General features: G+C 65.5%; 16 protein-coding genes. 6 read left to right on the forward strand and 10 right to left on the reverse strand.

What is annotated here, in order from left to right; genetic code table 11:
• Positions 1-79: 79 nt before the first annotated feature.
• The 8 genes from G7Y82_RS04800 to G7Y82_RS04835 all read right to left on the reverse strand — a co-directional run bounded on the left by G7Y82_RS04800 (position 80) and on the right by G7Y82_RS04835 (position 7,046).
• Positions 80-1,369, reverse strand: a complete 1,290-nt coding sequence (locus tag G7Y82_RS04800) for an acetyl-CoA C-acetyltransferase (RefSeq protein WP_168146873.1) — start codon at positions 1,367-1,369, stop codon at positions 80-82.
• 389 nt (positions 1,370-1,758) lie between these two features.
• Positions 1,759-3,120: an acetyl-CoA carboxylase biotin carboxylase subunit gene (accC, locus tag G7Y82_RS04805; RefSeq protein WP_168146874.1), complete on the reverse strand. Its 1,362-nt coding sequence runs from the start codon at positions 3,118-3,120 to the stop codon at positions 1,759-1,761.
• Positions 3,121-3,168: 48 nt separating this feature from the next.
• Entirely contained in the window at positions 3,169-3,624 is a 456-nt protein-coding gene (gene accB, locus G7Y82_RS04810) for an acetyl-CoA carboxylase biotin carboxyl carrier protein (protein WP_168146875.1), read from the reverse strand.
• A gap of 23 nt (positions 3,625-3,647) precedes the next feature.
• Positions 3,648-4,091 carry a type II 3-dehydroquinate dehydratase gene (aroQ, locus tag G7Y82_RS04815; RefSeq protein WP_168146876.1) on the reverse strand — a complete coding sequence of 148 codons (444 nt, stop codon included), beginning with the start codon at positions 4,089-4,091 and terminating at the stop codon, positions 3,648-3,650.
• Between the two features lie 275 nt (positions 4,092-4,366).
• Positions 4,367-4,891 (reverse strand): redoxin domain-containing protein, encoded by a 525-nt coding sequence (locus G7Y82_RS04820; protein ID WP_168146877.1) that lies wholly within the window; start codon positions 4,889-4,891, stop codon positions 4,367-4,369.
• A gap of 27 nt (positions 4,892-4,918) precedes the next feature.
• Entirely contained in the window at positions 4,919-5,368 is a 450-nt protein-coding gene (locus tag G7Y82_RS04825; protein ID WP_168146878.1) for a protein-disulfide reductase DsbD domain-containing protein, read from the reverse strand.
• Positions 5,359-5,679, reverse strand: coding sequence for a divalent-cation tolerance protein CutA (gene cutA / locus G7Y82_RS04830; protein WP_168146879.1), 321 nt, complete (start codon positions 5,677-5,679; stop codon positions 5,359-5,361). The genes G7Y82_RS04825 and cutA overlap by 10 nt, the downstream gene beginning before the upstream one ends.
• A gap of 53 nt (positions 5,680-5,732) precedes the next feature.
• Complete coding sequence (locus tag G7Y82_RS04835; protein ID WP_168146880.1) at positions 5,733-7,046, reverse strand: Nramp family divalent metal transporter; 1,314 nt, start codon at positions 7,044-7,046, stop codon at positions 5,733-5,735.
• Positions 7,047-7,208: 162 nt separating this feature from the next.
• Between G7Y82_RS04835 and G7Y82_RS04840 the strand changes: the two genes are divergently transcribed.
• The 3 genes from G7Y82_RS04840 to G7Y82_RS04850 all read left to right on the forward strand — a co-directional run bounded on the left by G7Y82_RS04840 (position 7,209) and on the right by G7Y82_RS04850 (position 11,359).
• Positions 7,209-8,579 carry an MATE family efflux transporter gene (locus G7Y82_RS04840; protein ID WP_168146881.1) on the forward strand — a complete coding sequence of 457 codons (1,371 nt, stop codon included), beginning with the start codon at positions 7,209-7,211 and terminating at the stop codon, positions 8,577-8,579.
• Positions 8,580-8,670: 91 nt separating this feature from the next.
• Positions 8,671-10,590 (forward strand): CocE/NonD family hydrolase, encoded by a 1,920-nt coding sequence (locus G7Y82_RS04845; RefSeq protein ID WP_168146882.1) that lies wholly within the window; start codon positions 8,671-8,673, stop codon positions 10,588-10,590.
• 142 nt (positions 10,591-10,732) lie between these two features.
• Positions 10,733-11,359 carry a peroxiredoxin gene (locus G7Y82_RS04850; protein WP_168146883.1) on the forward strand — a complete coding sequence of 209 codons (627 nt, stop codon included), beginning with the start codon at positions 10,733-10,735 and terminating at the stop codon, positions 11,357-11,359.
• Positions 11,360-11,429: 70 nt separating this feature from the next.
• Here G7Y82_RS04850 and G7Y82_RS04855 read toward each other — a convergent pair whose 3' ends face one another.
• Together G7Y82_RS04855 and G7Y82_RS04860 are read right to left on the reverse strand one after the other, a co-directional pair.
• Positions 11,430-12,230 (reverse strand): TatD family hydrolase, encoded by an 801-nt coding sequence (locus G7Y82_RS04855; RefSeq protein WP_168146884.1) that lies wholly within the window; start codon positions 12,228-12,230, stop codon positions 11,430-11,432.
• Positions 12,231-12,290: 60 nt separating this feature from the next.
• A complete protein-coding gene (locus G7Y82_RS04860; protein WP_168146885.1) occupies positions 12,291-14,126 on the reverse strand; it encodes an HTTM domain-containing protein in 1,836 nt (611 codons plus the stop codon).
• Between the two features lie 94 nt (positions 14,127-14,220).
• Between G7Y82_RS04860 and G7Y82_RS04865 the strand changes: the two genes are divergently transcribed.
• Genes G7Y82_RS04865 through G7Y82_RS04875 form a run of 3 tightly spaced genes read left to right on the forward strand, consistent with a single transcriptional unit; the run spans position 14,221 to position 16,162 of the window.
• Positions 14,221-14,901: an alpha/beta hydrolase gene (locus G7Y82_RS04865; RefSeq protein ID WP_168146886.1), complete on the forward strand. Its 681-nt coding sequence runs from the start codon at positions 14,221-14,223 to the stop codon at positions 14,899-14,901.
• Positions 14,902-14,959: 58 nt separating this feature from the next.
• Entirely contained in the window at positions 14,960-15,715 is a 756-nt protein-coding gene (locus G7Y82_RS04870) for a DUF6588 family protein (protein WP_168146887.1), read from the forward strand.
• Between the two features lie 15 nt (positions 15,716-15,730).
• Entirely contained in the window at positions 15,731-16,162 is a 432-nt protein-coding gene (locus G7Y82_RS04875) for a tellurite resistance TerB family protein (RefSeq protein WP_168146888.1), read from the forward strand.
• The last annotated feature ends 33 nt before the right edge of the window (positions 16,163-16,195 follow it).

Below are 16,195 nucleotides of genomic sequence, written 5' to 3' on the forward strand. Positions count from 1 at the left end.
GGGGAGGGGTACGGCGCAGCTTCATGCAACAAAAAGGCCCGGCGATGCCGGGCCCTTTTCATGTTGCCGCGACGTGCGATCAGGCCGCTTCGACGATCGCCGTCACGCCCAGGCCGCCGGCCGCGCAGATCGAGATCAGACCGCGACCGCCGCCGTTCTCTGCCAGGATTTTGCCCAGCGTCGCGACGATGCGGCCACCGGTTGCGGCGAACGGGTGGCCGGACGCGAGGCTGCCGCCCTTGACGTTCATCTTGGCGCGGTCGATAGCGCCGAGCGGTGCGTCGAGCCCGAGCTTCTCCTTGCAGAACACCGGGTCTTCCCAGGCCTTCAGCGTGCACAGCACCTGGCCGGCGAAGGCTTCGTGGATTTCGTAGAAGTCGAAGTCCTGCAGCTTGAGCTGCGCGCGTTCAAGCATGCGTGCGACGGCATAGGCCGGTGCCATCAGCAGGCCCTCGTGCTTGTGACCGGCGAAGTCGACGGCCGCGGTCTCGGCGTGCGTGATGTAGGCCAGCGGCTTGAGGCCGTGCGCCTTCGCCCATTCGTCGGACGCCAGCAGCACCGCCGACGCGCCGTCGGTCAGCGGCGTCGAGTTGGCCGCCGTCAGCGTGCCCTTGCCGGACTTGCGGTCGAACGCCGGGCCCAGCGTCGCCAGCTTCTCCAGCGAGATGTCCGGGCGCAGATTGTTGTCGCGCTCCAGACCGGCGAACGGCACGATCAGATCGTCGTAGAAACCAGCCTCGTAGGCCGCCGCCGCCTTCTTGTGCGATTCGTAGGCGAGCAGGTCCTGCGCCTCGCGCGGGATCTTCCATTCCTTGACCATCACTTCGCAGTGCTGGCCCATACTCATCTTCGTCCGCGGCTCGCCGTTGGTCGGGATCTGCGGGGCGAGCATCGCCGGGCGGAACTTGGCGAGCGCGGCGAGGCGCTGGCCGGCGGTCTTCGCGCGGTTCACTTCGAGCAGGATCTTGCGCAGCTTCTCGCCGACCGCGATCGGCGCGTCCGACGTCGTGTCGACGCCGCCGCCGATACCGGATTCGATCTGGCCGAGCGCGATCTTGTTGGCAACGTTGATGATGCCCTGCAGGCCCGTGCCGCAGGCCATCTGCAGGTCATAAGCCGTCGTCTCCGGCGCCAGACCCGACGACAGCACCGACTCGCGGCACAGGTTGAAATCTCGTGAGTGCTTGAGCACCGCGCCGGCGGCGACTTCGCCGATGCGCTCGCCGTGCAGCTGGTACTTGTCGACGAGGCCCTTGAGTGCCGCCGTCAGCATGTCCTGGTTCGACTTCGTCGCGTACTTGGTGTTCGAGCGTGCGAACGGGATGCGCGACCCACCGAGGATCGCCACCTTGCGGCCGTAGGGTTTCATCTGCGTCTCCTGCAATGAAAAAAATCTGGCGGCGAGCTTAGGAGTCGACGCCGGTGCTGGCTATTGCTGCGGCGCCACAAACTACCGTCATCGCACGATACGCGCAAAGAAAAAGGTCCCGGAATCCGGGACCTTGGGGCATGTCAATGTCAGGCGACGGGGCGGGGCGCGCGACCCCGTGCCCGGCTGATATCGGTGGCGGCGGGCGTTCGTCAGGGCGTAAGTTGGTAAGGGGTTGCCATCCTCGGCACGACCTCACCTCTCGATCTTGCCCCTGGCTCGGCGTTTACCTGACTCGGGGTGACATTGAGTCACCCCTCGCCGGGGGAAACGCTCCCTGGCCGGGCGTTCGCAAAAAAAACGCGCCATTCAAGGCGCGTTTTTTTTATTCACTCCTCGTTTGCCCATTGGGCGAGCATTTTCTCGAGGTAGTGGATGTGGTGCGTGCCTTCCTTGAACACCGCGTCCGACATGATGCGGCGCTGCAACGGGATGTTGCAGTTGATGCCTTCGATCACCATTTCCGCCAGCGCTTGGCGCATGCGCGCGATCGCGCTCTTGCGGTCGGAGCCCCAGGTGATGAGCTTGCCGATCATCGAGTCGTAATGCGGCGGTACGTGATAGCCGCGGTAGCAGTGCGAGTCGAGCCGCACGCCCGGACCGCCCGGCGTGTGGTACTTGGTGATCTCGCCCGGCGACGGAATGAACGTGCGCGCGTGCTCGGCATTGATGCGGCATTCGACGGCATGACCGCGCATGCGGATGTTGCTCTGCTTCTTCTTCAGCGGCTTGCCATCGGCGATGCGGATCATTTCCTTGATCAGATCGGTGCCGGTGACCATCTCCGTGACCGGGTGCTCGACCTGGATACGGGTGTTCATTTCGATGAAGTAGAACTTGCCGTCTTCGTAGAGGAACTCGAAGGTACCGGCGCCGCGGTAGCCGATGCGGATGCAGGCCTCGACACAGAGGCTGCCGATCTCGTTGCGCTGTTCCTCGGTGATGCCCGGCGCTGGCGATTCCTCGACCACCTTCTGGTTGCGGCGCTGCATCGAGCAGTCGCGCTCGCCCAGGTGGATGGCGTTGCCCTGTCCGTCGGACAGCACCTGGAACTCGATGTGGCGCGGCGTTTCGAGGTACTTCTCCATGAATACGGAGCCGTCCTTGAACGCGGCCAGCGCCTCGCTGCGCGCCAGGTGTACCTTTTGCACCAGCTCGTCTTCGGCGCGCACCACATGCATGCCGCGACCGCCGCCGCCGCTGGCCGCCTTGATCAGCACTGGATAGCCGACCTGCGAGGCGATGGTGATGCACTCGTCGTCGTCGTCCGGCAGCACGCCGTCGCTGCCCGGCACGCAGGGCACGCCCGCTTCGATCATTGCCGCCTTGGCGTTGGTCTTGCTGCCCATCAGGCGGATGGTTTCGGGCTTGGGGCCGATGAAGATGAAGCCGGACTTCTCCACCGATTCGGCGAAGTCGGCGTTCTCGGACATGAAGCCGTAACCCGGGTGGATGGCGTCGGCCTGCGTGACCTCGGCGGCGGAGATGATCGCCGCCATGTTGAGGTACGAATGCGTGGCTTGCGGCGGACCGATGCAGACAGCCTCGTCGGCCAGTGCGACGTGCTTCTGCTCGCGGTCGGCCGTCGAGTACACGGCGACGGTCTTGATGCCCAGTTCGCGGCAGCAGCGCAGGATGCGCAACGCAATCTCGCCGCGATTGGCAATGAGAACTTTCTTGATTTCTTTCATGGTTGCGGTCGGGCGATCGGACGGGGGATGCGGATCGCGCTCATCGCTTTATTCGATCGCGAATAGCGGCTGGTCGAATTCGACCGCCTTTTCGTTGTCGGCGAACACCTCGACCACCACGCCCGACTTGTCGGCCTCGATCTGGTTGAGCATCTTCATCGCTTCGATGATGCACAGCACCTGACCGGCCTTGACCGTCTGCCCCACCTCGACGAACGACTTGGCGCCCGGCGACGGCGAACGATAGAAGGTACCGACCATCGGCGCCTTGACGATGTGGCGGGTCTCGGCGGCCGGCGCGGCGGCTGCCGCTGCCGGGGCGGCAGGCGCAGCAGCCGGCGCGGCGGCGGGCGCCGCGACGGCAACTGGCGGTGGCGCATAGACGGGGGCAGCCGCGCTCTGGCGGCTGATGCGGACCGATTCCTCACCCTCGCGAACTTCCAGCTCGGAAATGCCGGACTGTTCGACGAGATCGATCAACGTCTTGATCTTGCGTAAATCCATTTGCTCCCTCCTGGGGAGTGTTTTTAGGTTTGCGAAAGGCGCTGATGCGCCGACAGCAAGGCCAGCTGGTAACCCAGCGCGCCACAGCCAGCGATCACGCCCAAAGCGATATCGGAAAGATAGGAATGCCGACGGAATGCCTCGCGGGCATGGACGTTCGACAAATGAATTTCGATGAACGGAATCGCCACGCCGAGCAGCGCATCGCGCAGCGCAACGCTGGTGTGCGTATAGGCGCCCGGATTGATGAGGATGAAGTCGACCTGTTCGGTGCGCGCCTGTTGCACGCGGTCGACGAGCGCTCCCTCGTGATTACTCTGGAAGCACTGCAGCTCATGGCCCAGACGGGTCGCTTCCACGACCAGCGCCGCTTCGATATCGGCGAGGGTCTGGTGGCCATAGACCGCGGGCTCGCGTGTGCCCAGCAGGTTCAAATTCGGCCCGTTGATCAGCAGCAGACGACTCAAGCGTGTGCTCTCGTTCGCAAAGTCTGGCGATTCTGCCCCTGCCGATGGGCGAAAACAAGCGGTTGGCCGAAATGACGGAAGTTGACTACACGATCAAGGAAGTTTGGCGCAGTTTGACTGACCGGACGTTCAATGACGTGCTTGCTCGTCCGTGCCGCCCCAGCGCCCGACATCGGGCCGGTCGGGGCGCATCGATTTGCACACCTCGGGGCTGCAATCCGGCCTGCCGTCGCGCGTTGCAAACGCGCTTCGCCGATGCGCGCGGGAATGCGTGTTCAGCCGTTACCGAGGTGGCGGTTCAACAGGCTCTGCAGCTGCTCCGCACTCATGCCGCCGAGAATGCGCTCGGCAACGAAGCCGTCCGGATCGATCAGCACCGAGAACGGCAGCGCGCCGCGATCGTTGCCCAGTGCACGCATCGCCTGATCGCCGCCGGTGAAGTCGGCGGTCACTGGATAGTTAATGTGAAAGCGCGTCAGCATCGGCCGCACGGCATCGGCCTCGTCGAGCGCCGGGCCGACGATCTTCAGGCCCAGCGATGCATAGTCGGACTGCGCCTGCACCAGATGCGGAATCTCGTTCATGCACGGTGCGCACCACGAGGCCCAGAAGTTGATCAGCACCCAGTGGCCATGCAGGTTCTGCAGGCTGATGGTCTTGCCGTCGAGCGTGTGGAAATTGATCGGCGGCGCGACCGCCGACACGTCCTGACTCGGCGTCGAATGCAGATACCAGTACGAGAAGCCGCCGGCGACGGCGCCCACCAGTGCGAGACAGAAAATGATGACGAACTTGCGCATGGGATTCGGTAGCGAAGGGCAGAGCGCTTACGGCGCGATCGTCTGCACCACGGTTTGCGGTGGGTAGCAGACGCCGGCGTCGGCGCAACCCTGATAAGTGACGCGGACTCGTAGCGGGGCACTCGGCGTCGCGCTCAGCGGCACGTCGGCCTCCAGATCGTTGCGATAGATCTCGACGTCGCCGAAATGATCGTCGTGATGGGCGATGCCGTCCGGCAGTCGAATCGCTTCGACGCCGGCCGCACTCGGTGCCAGCGTTTCGACCTTGATGCGTTGACGGTACAGGTAATAGCCCGGCGCGATGCTCCAGCTCAGGTGCAGGCTCTGGCCGTGTCGTTCGACCGGCAGCATCGAGAAGGCCTGTGCGGCGGTCAGCAAGTCGTTGGCCGAGGCCGGGCCGTCGAACAGATGGGTGTTGGCGGCGGCGGCGGTCGAAACGACCAGCAGCGCGGCGCCCGTCAGGCGGATCAGCGACACGAAGCGAGTATCCAGTCGAGGTAGGGTGTGTGTGCCTCGCCGACGTTGACCGCGACGATCTCCGGAAGTTCGTAGGGATGCAGTTCGAGCACGGCATCGCGCAAGGCGAAGAAGCCCTCGGCCGGGTGCTTGATCAGCAGCAGTGATTCTTCCGCGCTTTCGATTTCGCCCTGCCAGCGATAGATCGATTGCAGCTTGGGCAGCACGCTGACGCAGGCCGCCAGACGACGCTCGACCAGTGCGCGGGCGATGGGCTCGGCCTGTGCGGGGGGACAACTGACGAAGCTGATGGCGGCGGACGAGACGGACATCGTGAAAGCTTACCCGGTTTGTCCGGCCGCCCGCGGGGCATGCACGCGGGGCATTAGATGAATTGCGACAGCAGCCACAGATTGGCGGCGCTGATCGCGGCGAACAAGGTCCAGGCGACGAGCTTGGTCAGCGGGCCGTTGACGAAGCGGCCCATGATCGTGCGCCGGCTGGTGAACTGCACGAGCGGAAACAGCGCGAACGGCAGTTGCAGACTCAGCACGACCTGACTGAGCACCAGCAAGGTACCGACCGAGTGTTCGCCGAGAATGGCGACGCCGATCAACGCCGGCACCAGCGCCAGCACGCGCGTAATGATGTGGCGGCGCCAGCACGGCATCTTCAGGTCGAGGAAGCCTTCCATGATGATTTGCCCGGCGATGGTGCCGGTGAACGTCGAGCTCTGGCCGGCGGCCAGCAGCGCCACGCCGAACAGCGTCGCCGCCGCCGCGGTGCCGACGATCGGTTCGAGCAGCCGGTAGGCGTCTTCGATGCTGGCGACGTCGGCATAGCCGGTGCCATGGAAGGCGCTGGCGGCGAGCACCAGGATCGCGCCGTTGACGAGCATCGCCAAAAACAGCGAGCCGATGGTGTCGAAGGTCAGAAAGCGAATCGCCTCGCCACGCGCGGCTTCGTCGCTGCCAATACGACGCGTCTGCACGATCGACGAGTGCAGATAGAGGTTGTGCGGCATCACCGTCGCGCCGAGGATGCCGATCGCCAGATACATCGCGTCGCGGTCCTGGGTGACGTGCCAGCTCGGAATCAGGCCCTCGCGTACCGCCGCCCAATCCGGCTTGGCCATCCAAAGTTCGATGAAATAGCACAGTGCGATGGTGCCGATCAGCGCCAGCACGATGGCCTCCAGATTGCGGAAGCCCTTGCCCTTGAGGCCGATCACGATCAGCGTGCTCGCCGCCGTCAGCACCACGCCGGTCAACACGCTGCAGCCGAACAGCAGGTGCAGCGCCAGCGCACAGCCGAGCACCTCGGCCAGATCGCAGGCGACGATCGCCAGCTCGGCCAGCAGCCACAACAAGACATTGGTGCGCCGCCCGTAATGCTCGCGCGACATGCGCGCCAGATCCTTGCCGGTGGCGATGCCGAGTTTCATGCTCAGCACCTGCAGCAGCATCGCCGCGAGGCTCGCCAGCAACACCACGAACAGCAGCGCGTAGCCGTAGCGCGCGCCAGCCTCGATGTCGGTAGCCCAGTTGCCCGGGTCCATGTAGCCGACCGAGACCAGCAGACCGGGGCCGAAGAACACCAGCGCCTTTTTCCACCGTGACAGACCGGGCGTGACCGCCACTGAGCCGTGGACTTCGGACGGGCAGAACGGAGCGGTGGCGGTCTTCGGCAGTTTGAACATATCGGGCGGCGGTGGCAGCGGCGTGTCGATCGGCGGCGAGTGGCGCGATGCCGCAGCCGGCACTGGCAAAGGCGCACGCAAATGCCCAGACTATGCGCCCCCCGCGCCAACGGGCCCTTCGTTGTATTCCCGCCGCTGTGCGGGAGATTACCTCCACCGCTTATGTCGTACTACGATTTCCCCGCCATCCGTGCCGAGGTGCGTGCCTATCTGAGGCTCGCCTGGCCCATCGTCATTGCCCAGCTGTCGTTCGTCAGCATGGGCACCGTCGACACCATCCTGGCCGGCCGTCTCGGCGCGCCGCAGCTGGCGGCGATCGCGGTCGGCGCCAATGTCTTCTTCCTGTTGTTCGTGTTCTTCTCCGGCCTGTTCATGGCGGTCTCGCCGCTGGTCGCACAGGCGCTCGGTGCGCAGCGCGGACCGGACGAGATCAGCCGGCTGCTGCGCGGTGCGCTGGTGCTGGCGGTCTGCTGCGGCCTGCTGTGGAGCGCGGTGATCCTGCTGGTGCGCGTGCCGGTGCTCGATATCCTCGGCGTCGGCGCCGAAACGCGCGCCTATGCCAGCGGCTATCTGATCGCGATCGCGCTGGCGCCGGTGCCGATCTGCATCAACTTCGTCCAGCGCTACGCCGCCGACGCGCATGGCATGACGCGCTTGTCGCTGGTGTCGGCGCTGGTCGGTTTCGTCGTCAACGGCGTCGCCGGTTACGCGCTGATGTATGGCCGACTCGGCATGCCGGCGCTGGGTCCGCAGGGTGCCGGCTATGCGTTGGCGCTGGCCGACACGACCATGGTCTTCGTCTACGCCGCGCAATACCGCCGTGCGCCGGCGCTGCGGGCGCTGCAGGTGTTGCGCGCCGGCCCGTGGCCGTGGCGCGAGCCGGCGCGGCAGGTGCTGCGTCTGGGCCTGCCGATCGCGGCGATCGTCTCGGCCGAAGCGAGCCTGTTCCAGATCGGCGCGCTGTTCGTCGCGCACTTCGGTGCCGACACCATGGCCGCGCACCAGATCGCCATCAACTGGGCGTCGATCATGTTCATGATTCCGCTGTCGATCGGCATGGCGGCGACCGTGCGCATCGGCCACGCGGCCGGTGCCGGCGATGCCGCGGCGGTGGCGCTGCGCGGCCGCGTCGGCATTCTCATCGCGGTCGGCTTCGCGCTGTGCTCGGCCGGCGCGATGCTGCTGATGCCGCGCACCATCGTCGCGCTCTATACCAACGTCGACGCCGTCGCGCATATCGCAGTCGGCTTTCTGTCTTATGCGGCGCTGTTCCAGATCATCGACTGCATTCAGGCGACGTCGAATGGTGCGTTGCGCGGGCTCAAGGACACGCGCGTGCCGATGATCATCACCGTCACCGCATACTGGATCGTCGGCCTGCCGCTGGCGGCCTGGCTGACGTTTCGCACGTCGCTCGGTCCGGCCGGCGTCTGGTGCGGCTTCATCGGCGGCCTGGCGGTGGCGGCCATCGGCCTCGGCGCGCGCTTCCTGCGGCAGACCGCGCGAACCACGGTCGCGCTCGAGGCACGCTGACGCCGGTTCGCGTTGCCGCAGTCGGTCGGTCTGCCTATGCTCGGGCGCGGAGCGCGCCTGCGGGCGCCGACATTCGACAACGGGAACGACGATGAAACGCAGGGGATTGCAGTGCGCCGGCTGGCTGCTGGCGACGCTGGCCACGGCCAGCGTCTACGCGGCGACCACGCCGGCGCCGGTGACGCCGATGACGCCGGACGTGATCGAGCATTACGACCAAGTGCGGCCGACAGCCGACTTCATCAAGCGCGTCGAGATGATTCCAATGCGCGACGGCGTGAGGCTCTACACCGTGATCTTCATGAAGAAGGGCACGAAGAACGCGCCCATCCTGCTGTCGCGCACGCCGTACGACGCCAAGGGTTCGACCGAGCGCGTCGCCAGCCAGAAGCTCACCGAAGTGCTGCCGGCAATGGACGCGCCGTTCGTCGACGACGGCTATATCCGCGTCTACCAGGACATCCGCGGTCTGCATCATTCCGAAGGCACCTGGGTGATGAACCGGCCGCTGGCCGGGCCGCTCAATGACACCGGCATCGACGAGTCGACCGACGCCTACGACACCATCGACTGGTTGGTGAAGCACGTGCCGGAAAGCAACGGCAAGGTCGGTGTGATCGGTTCGAGCTATCTCGGCTTCACCACGCTGATGGCGGAGATCAATCCGCATCCGGCGCTGAAGGCGGCGGCGCCGCAGAGCCCGATGGTCGACGGCTGGCGCGGTGACGACTGGTTCCACAACGGCGCGTTCCGCGTCGGCGGTTTCGACTTCGCGGTCGGCATGAGCCAGAACAAGGGGCACGGCGGCTCGATCCCGCATGGCGTCGGCGACGACTACAGCCTGTATCTGAACGCCGGCTCGGCCGGCGACTACGCGCGCGAGTGGGGCATCGAGGATGTGCCCTTCGTGCGCAAGCTGATGGAGAACCCGGCGTACACACCGTTCTGGTCCTTGCAGGCCGTCGACCAGTGGATGGCGAAGCGGCCGCTGACGGTGCCGACCATGCTGATCGTCGGTCAGTGGGATCAGGAAGACTCGTACGGCGGGCCGGCGGTGTACAAGGCGGTGGTCGACTCCAAGCTGCGCAAGGCGCCGGTGACGCTGGTCATCGGTCCGTGGCGGCACTCCGGCGTCAATCACTACGGCTACGACCTCGGCGCATTGACCTTCACCGGCGACACCGCCGCGGAATTCCGCACGCGGTATCTGAAGCCGTTCTTCGATCACTATCTGAAGGGCGGCGCCGACCCGCATACGCCGGGCGCCATCACCTATGCGACCGGCGCCAATCACTGGGACGAGTCGCCGCGCTGGCCGGTCGGCAAGCCGACGCCGCTGTATCTGACCGCCGATCACCGCGTCAGCTTCGACAAACCAGCCGCTGCGGCGCATGACGACTACGTGTCCGATCCGGCCAAGCCGGTGCCGTTCATTCCGCGGCCGATCAACATGGGCGATCCGTTCCAGTGGAAGCCGTGGCTGGTGCACGACCAGCGCTTCGTCTCCGACCGGCCGGACGTGCTCGCTTACGAAGGCCAGCCGCTGACCCAGCCGGTGCACATCATGGGCGCGCCAGCGGTCGAACTGCATGCCGCGACGTCCGGCAGCGACAGCGACTGGGTCGTCAAGCTCATCGACATCTATCCGAACACCTCGCCGGAACCGGCCCGGGAAGGTTCGAAACCGAGCATGGCCGGCTTCGAGCTGCCGATCGGCATCGAGATCTTCCGCGGTCGCTACGTGCACGGCTTCGACAAGCCGCAGGCGCTGACGCCGGGCAAGGTCGAGACCTATCGTTTCGCGCTGCCGAACGTCGACCACGTGTTCCTGCCGGGGCATCGCATCGGCGTACAGATCCAGTCGAGCCTGTTCCCGCTCTACGATCGCAATCCGCAGACCTACGTCAGCAATATCTTCAACGCCCGGCCTGCCGACTACCAGCCGGCGACGCAAAGCGTCTATCGCGGCGGCGACGAGGCCACACGCGTGATGCTGCCCATCGTGCAGTGACCGCAGGCGCCCGTGCATCCGCCGCGGCACGCGGCCGGATGCACGGGCGCGCTTCAGTGCAAAACGATCTTTGCATATGTCTTGAACTCGTCTTCGTCGCGGTTCCTAATGGCGGTCTTCCCCCACCGGACGGAGACCTGACATGACCCTGAGACTCGGCGACATCGCACCCGATTTCGAAGCCGACACCACCGAAGGCAAGATTCATTTTCACGACTGGCTCGGCAGTTCCTGGGGCGTGCTGTTCTCGCACCCCAAGAACTACACGCCGGTCTGCACGACCGAGCTCGGTTACACCGCCAAGCTCAAGCCGGAATTCGACAAGCGCAACGTCAAGGCCATCGGCCTGTCGGTCGACAAGCTCGAAGATCATCACGGCTGGAGCAAGGACATCGAGGAAACGCAGGGCACCGCGCTGAATTTCCCGCTGATCGCCGACGCCGACAAGAAGGTCGCCAACCTCTACGACATGATCCACCCGAACGCCAGCGACACGGTGACCGTGCGCAGCGTGTTCATCATCGACCCGAACAAGAAGATCCGCCTGACGCTGACCTACCCGGCGTCGACCGGCCGCAACTTCGACGAGATCCTGCGCGTCATCGACTCGCTGCAGTTGACCGACAAGCAGAAGCTGGCGACGCCGGTGAACTGGAAGCCGGGCGACGACGCCATCATCGTGCCGGCGGTCAAGGACGACGAAGCCAAGACCTTGTTCCCGCAGGGCTGGAAGACGCTCAAACCTTACCTGCGCATCGTCAAGCCGTAAGCGACAGGAAGCGGCCGGACGTGAAACAAGGAAGGCACCGCATCCGCCGGGATGCGGTGCCTTCTTCGTTTCAGGCTGCGTGCAAGCCGAAGAAGCGCCGCGCGTTGGCGCTGGTGTAGGCGGCGACCTCGGCCTCGTCCTGGCCGCGTGCGGCGGCGACGGCGCGTGCCACCCACGGCAGCAGGCAGGGTTCGTTGCGACGGTTGCTGCCGACCACGGCTTTCGGTGCCGTGCGCGGCAGCAGATACGGCGCGTCGGTTTCGATCATCAGGCGTGCGTCGGCGATGTCCGGCACGGCGTCGATCAGGTGCTTGCCGCGGCGCTCGTCGCAGATCCAGCCGGTGATGCCGATGTGGCAGTCCAGCGGCAGGTAGTCGTTCAGTGCGTCGCGCGTATCGGTGAAGCAGTGCACGACCACGGCGCCGAGCTGCGGGCGATGCTCGCGCAGCATCGCGACGAAGTCGGCGTGCGCATCGCGCTGATGCAGGAACAGCGGCTTGCCGGTGTCGGCGGCCAGACGCAGCTGCGCGGCGAACGCGGCGCGCTGTTGTTCCGGCGTCGAGAAGTTGCGGAAGTAGTCGAGCCCGCATTCGCCGAGCGACGCGACTTCCGGCGCCGCCGCCAGATCACGGTACTGCGCGGCGACCTCGGCGTTCCATTCGGACGCGTGGTGCGGATGCAGACCGGCGGTCGCATAGAGCCGCTGCGGGTATTGCTGTGCCAGCGCGATGGCGGCGCGGCTGCTGTCGAGCGAGCTGCCGGTGATGACGATCTGCGTGACGCCGGCTTCGCGCGCGCGTTCGAGGACGGCGTCGCGGTCGGCATCGAAACTGTCGTGCGCGAGGTTGGCGCCGATGTCGATCAATTCCATGATGAGAATGAAAAAGCGGGTGAGCGGAATGAGGCGTCGCGGGCAACGCCGACGGCGAACTCAGCGTCCGTTCGGTGCCGCGCAGTTCTGACGCCAGACGACGACCTGCTCGACGTGCGTCGGCGTGCCCGGCGGCGGCGTGCGTTCGAGCATATAGATCATCTGCAAGCTGTCGAGCCGCTTCGGGTCATCCTTCTTGCGGCCGTCGTTCCACTGCGCGCACAGATAATTGCCGTACCAGCGACGATTGGCGGCGTAGCGCTTTTCCCAGAGCCGGCCGCGATAGGTCAGCCAGCGGATGTTTTCCTGTTCGAGCGCGTAGTTCTTCGGCTTGCGATATTCCGGCGCGCCGCGCTGCGGATGCAGCAGGTCGACCTCCGAGCCGTCGCCGAGGCGGCCCGGCAACACCCACCAGCCGTCGTCCTTGAGCGGGTAGGGTGCGAACATGTTCCATAGCTGGTCGATGCGCAGCACACGGAACATCGGTGTCATCGCGTGATAACTCGCCGACGGCAGCACGTGAATGGTGTGCAGGTTCCAGACGAAGACCAGCGCAGTAAAGACGCCGGCGACGCGATACCAGAAGCGCGAGACTTCGAAACGCGTTTCGCGCATCGGCAACAGCGCGGCGCTGACGACGCCGAAACCGCCGCGGTGGCGGCCGACCCAGTCGTAGACGAGCGTGCCCGGCTTGTTCAGTGCGCCCAGGCGCAGCAACGGCGCCAGCCAGAACAAGACGGCCGAGTGTCGCACCAGCGCGGCGAATGCGGCCCACTTCAGATGGGCCTGCTCGTCGCTGTCGATCAGTACCCACGAGTAATTCGCTTCGAGCAAGGTCTTGGCGCGCGGCGTGTCCTGCGCCGGCGCGATCTGCAGCTCGGGAACGATCAGCAGTTGCCGTAACAGCAGGCAGGCCTTCAGGCAGAACGCGCAGTCGCGGTCGTAATACAGCCGTGGCGGCTTGCCGGCATCACGCGCGTCACGCCGCCGCGCCGCGGCGTCCCACAGCCAGCCGCCGGCGAACGCGGTCAGCGACGCGAAGCTGACGAACGGGAAGTGGCCGATCTGCAGGCAGAGAAGAAAGCCCAGATGCATGGTCATCAGCGCCAGCATGATGACCAGCCGCACCGGCCGCAGGAAATACGGCGTGAAGATCAGGATCGGACCGAACAGTTCGAGGAAGAACACGAAGGCCGACAGCGCCGTCATCAGATGCGGAAAATTCAGCAGCCACTGGCCCAGCGGCAGGGCGTGGCGGTCGAGCATCAGCGCGTAATAGACGGCCGTGAAATCCGGCCACCACTCGTGCCCGGATTTGAGAATGGCGCTGAAGAAGTAGACCGACATCGCCTGCAGCAGCAGGCCCAGCGACGCCCACGACACATGCAGATGGTCCTGCGGCGGCGGATTCGTGCTCAGCGCCGCGTCGACCGAATAGCGTGCGCCCAGCGGCAGGAACATCGCCCAGAACAACAGACAGCACAGCAGCAGGTCGCCGCCGATCAGCACCATCGGGTCGCGATTGATCAAGGACGCCCAGAGCACGAACGACGCGATCGTCGCGATACGCGTGCGCCAACCCAGTGCCAGCATCGCCGCGAAGCCGGCCTGTACGATCAGCAGCATGGCGACGAACCAGGTCTGGCCGTTCATCAGATACAGCGACCAGCGCCAACGGCTGTCGGATTCGATCATCCAGACGCGTGGCATCACGCCGTGATCGGTCCAGAACGCGCCGAGATCGCGAAAGCAGCTGAGCACGCACCACAGCAAGACCAGGCCCAGCACCGTGCGAAACAGCGCCAGCGTGCGCAGATCGATGCCGACCATCTCGGCAAGCCGTGGGTAGCGCTGGGCGAAGGGAGCGGGCGGAGTGGTGGTCGGCGCGGCGTTCATGGCACGCGGATGCTGACTGCTCGCTGTACCGGCTGGCAAGAGGATTTCTGCTGATGGGGCAAAATATCCCGATCTTTTGTCGACACCGATCCTCATGAGCGAATTCCTCCCCGCGCCGGGCGAAGCCCGCAGCACGACGATTGCCGGGCCTGCCGGTCAGATCGAAATTCACCTGGCGGCGCCGAAGGCCGATGTTGCGCGGCCGGGGTTTGCGCTGGTCTGTCATCCGCACCCGCTGATGGGCGGCGCGCTGTCGAACAAGGTCACCTACACGCTGGCGTCGTCTGCGCTCAAAGCGGGCTTGCATGCGCTGCGCTTCAATTTCCGCGGCGTCGGCAAGAGCGAAGGCGCGCATGACGGCGGCCGCGCCGAAACCGACGACGTGGTGTTTCTCGGCGAATGGCTGCGCGCGCAGCTGCCGCCGGGGCCGCTGGCGCTGATGGGCTTTTCGTTTGGCGCCTGGGTCAGCGTCAATGCTGCCGCGCGCCTGAAGCCGGCGATGCAGGTCAGCATCGCGCCGCCGTTCGCCAAATACTTCGACAGCCTGCCGAAGCCGCAGCGGCCGCCGTGCCCGTGGCTGGTCGTGCACGGTACGGCCGACGACGTCGTCGATCTCGACGAGACCAAGCTGGCGCTGGCCGGCTACGAGCCGCCGCCGCAGTTGGTCACGGTCGCGGATGCCGGGCACTTCTTTCACGGCCGGCTGACCGACCTTGGCGACATCGTCCAGCCGTTCATCGAGCACCCGCTCGGCGATACGGCGACGGGTGGCTGACGCGCTGCTATCCTGCCGGCGGGAATGAGGGCCAGGACGGCCCGACAATGAGGGGAAAATGATGAAGATGCGCCATGTGCTGCTTGCTGCCTGCCTGCTCGTGCCCGCCACCTCGGCCTTTGCGGACGATCTGGACATCAACTGTCAGGGCGGTCTGCTGGCCGACGACAGCTGCCAACAGGCGTTCCACGGCGCGGCCAAGGATGTCGCCGCGACGCTCAATTACAAGATTGTTGCGCCGGCCGAATCGACCGGCATCCTCGGCTTCGGCATTGCCGCCATCGCCAGCTACACGCCGACCCAGCACAAGGACGACTGGAACACGCTGACCGGCGATGACGTCAAGCAGCTCGGCATGGTCGGCGCGGTCATCAACAAGGGCTTGCCGCTGGGCTTCGACGTCGGCGCGTTCTATGCCACCGTGCCGACCGGCGACGGCGCGGCGGCCTACGGTTTCCAGCTGCGCTACGCGATCCTCGACGGCGGCATCGCCGAGCCGGCGCTGGCGGTCGAGGCCAACTACACCATCGGCACCGGCATCGATGACTTCGATTACCACTCCTGGGGTGTCGATGCGATGCTGTCGAAAGGCTTCGCATTCCTCACGCCTTACATCGGCGTCGGCTATGCGTCGGCGCAGATCGACCCCAGCGATTCGGTCAAGGCCGAATATGCGCTCAAGGATGAATCCGTCGATACCACGCGTTTCTTCGTCGGCTCACGAATTGCGCTCGGATTTTTCGAATTGACGCCGGAATACGAACATTTCGGCAAGAACAATGTCTACAACCTGCGTCTGGGCTTTTCGTTCTGATCAATCGCAGGTGACATGAGTTTTCTGAGCAAACTGACCGCGTCGTTCGCGCCGCCGCCCAAACAGGCGGTCGATCGACACTTGGCGATGGCGGTGCTGCTGCTGGAAACGGCGCGTGCCGATTTCGAGCGTAGTGACGATGAGCTGGCGGTGATCCGCGAGCAGCTCGCGCACGGGCTGGGCCTGGATCCGGCACAGACCGACGCCTTGCTGCAGCGCGCCGCCGACAGCGCCGGCACCGCCGTGTCGCTGCACAGTTTCGTTGCCGCGCTCAACGACGAACTCGATGCCGACGGCAAGCGCGAGCTGCTGCTGTGGCTGTGGCAGGTGGCACTGGCCGACGGCCGCATCGAGCCGCGTGAGGAAGCGCTGATTCGCCAACTCGCCGATCTGCTGTTCGTGCCGCACGCGGATTTCATCCGCACGCGCATGGCGGCGGGCGGCTGAAGCGGGCGGCGTGGCGACAGAGTTCAGGGTCGA

This window comes from Solimonas marina, assembly GCF_012241385.1.
GTDB classification, from domain to species: Bacteria; Pseudomonadota; Gammaproteobacteria; order Nevskiales; family Nevskiaceae; genus Solimonas; species Solimonas marina.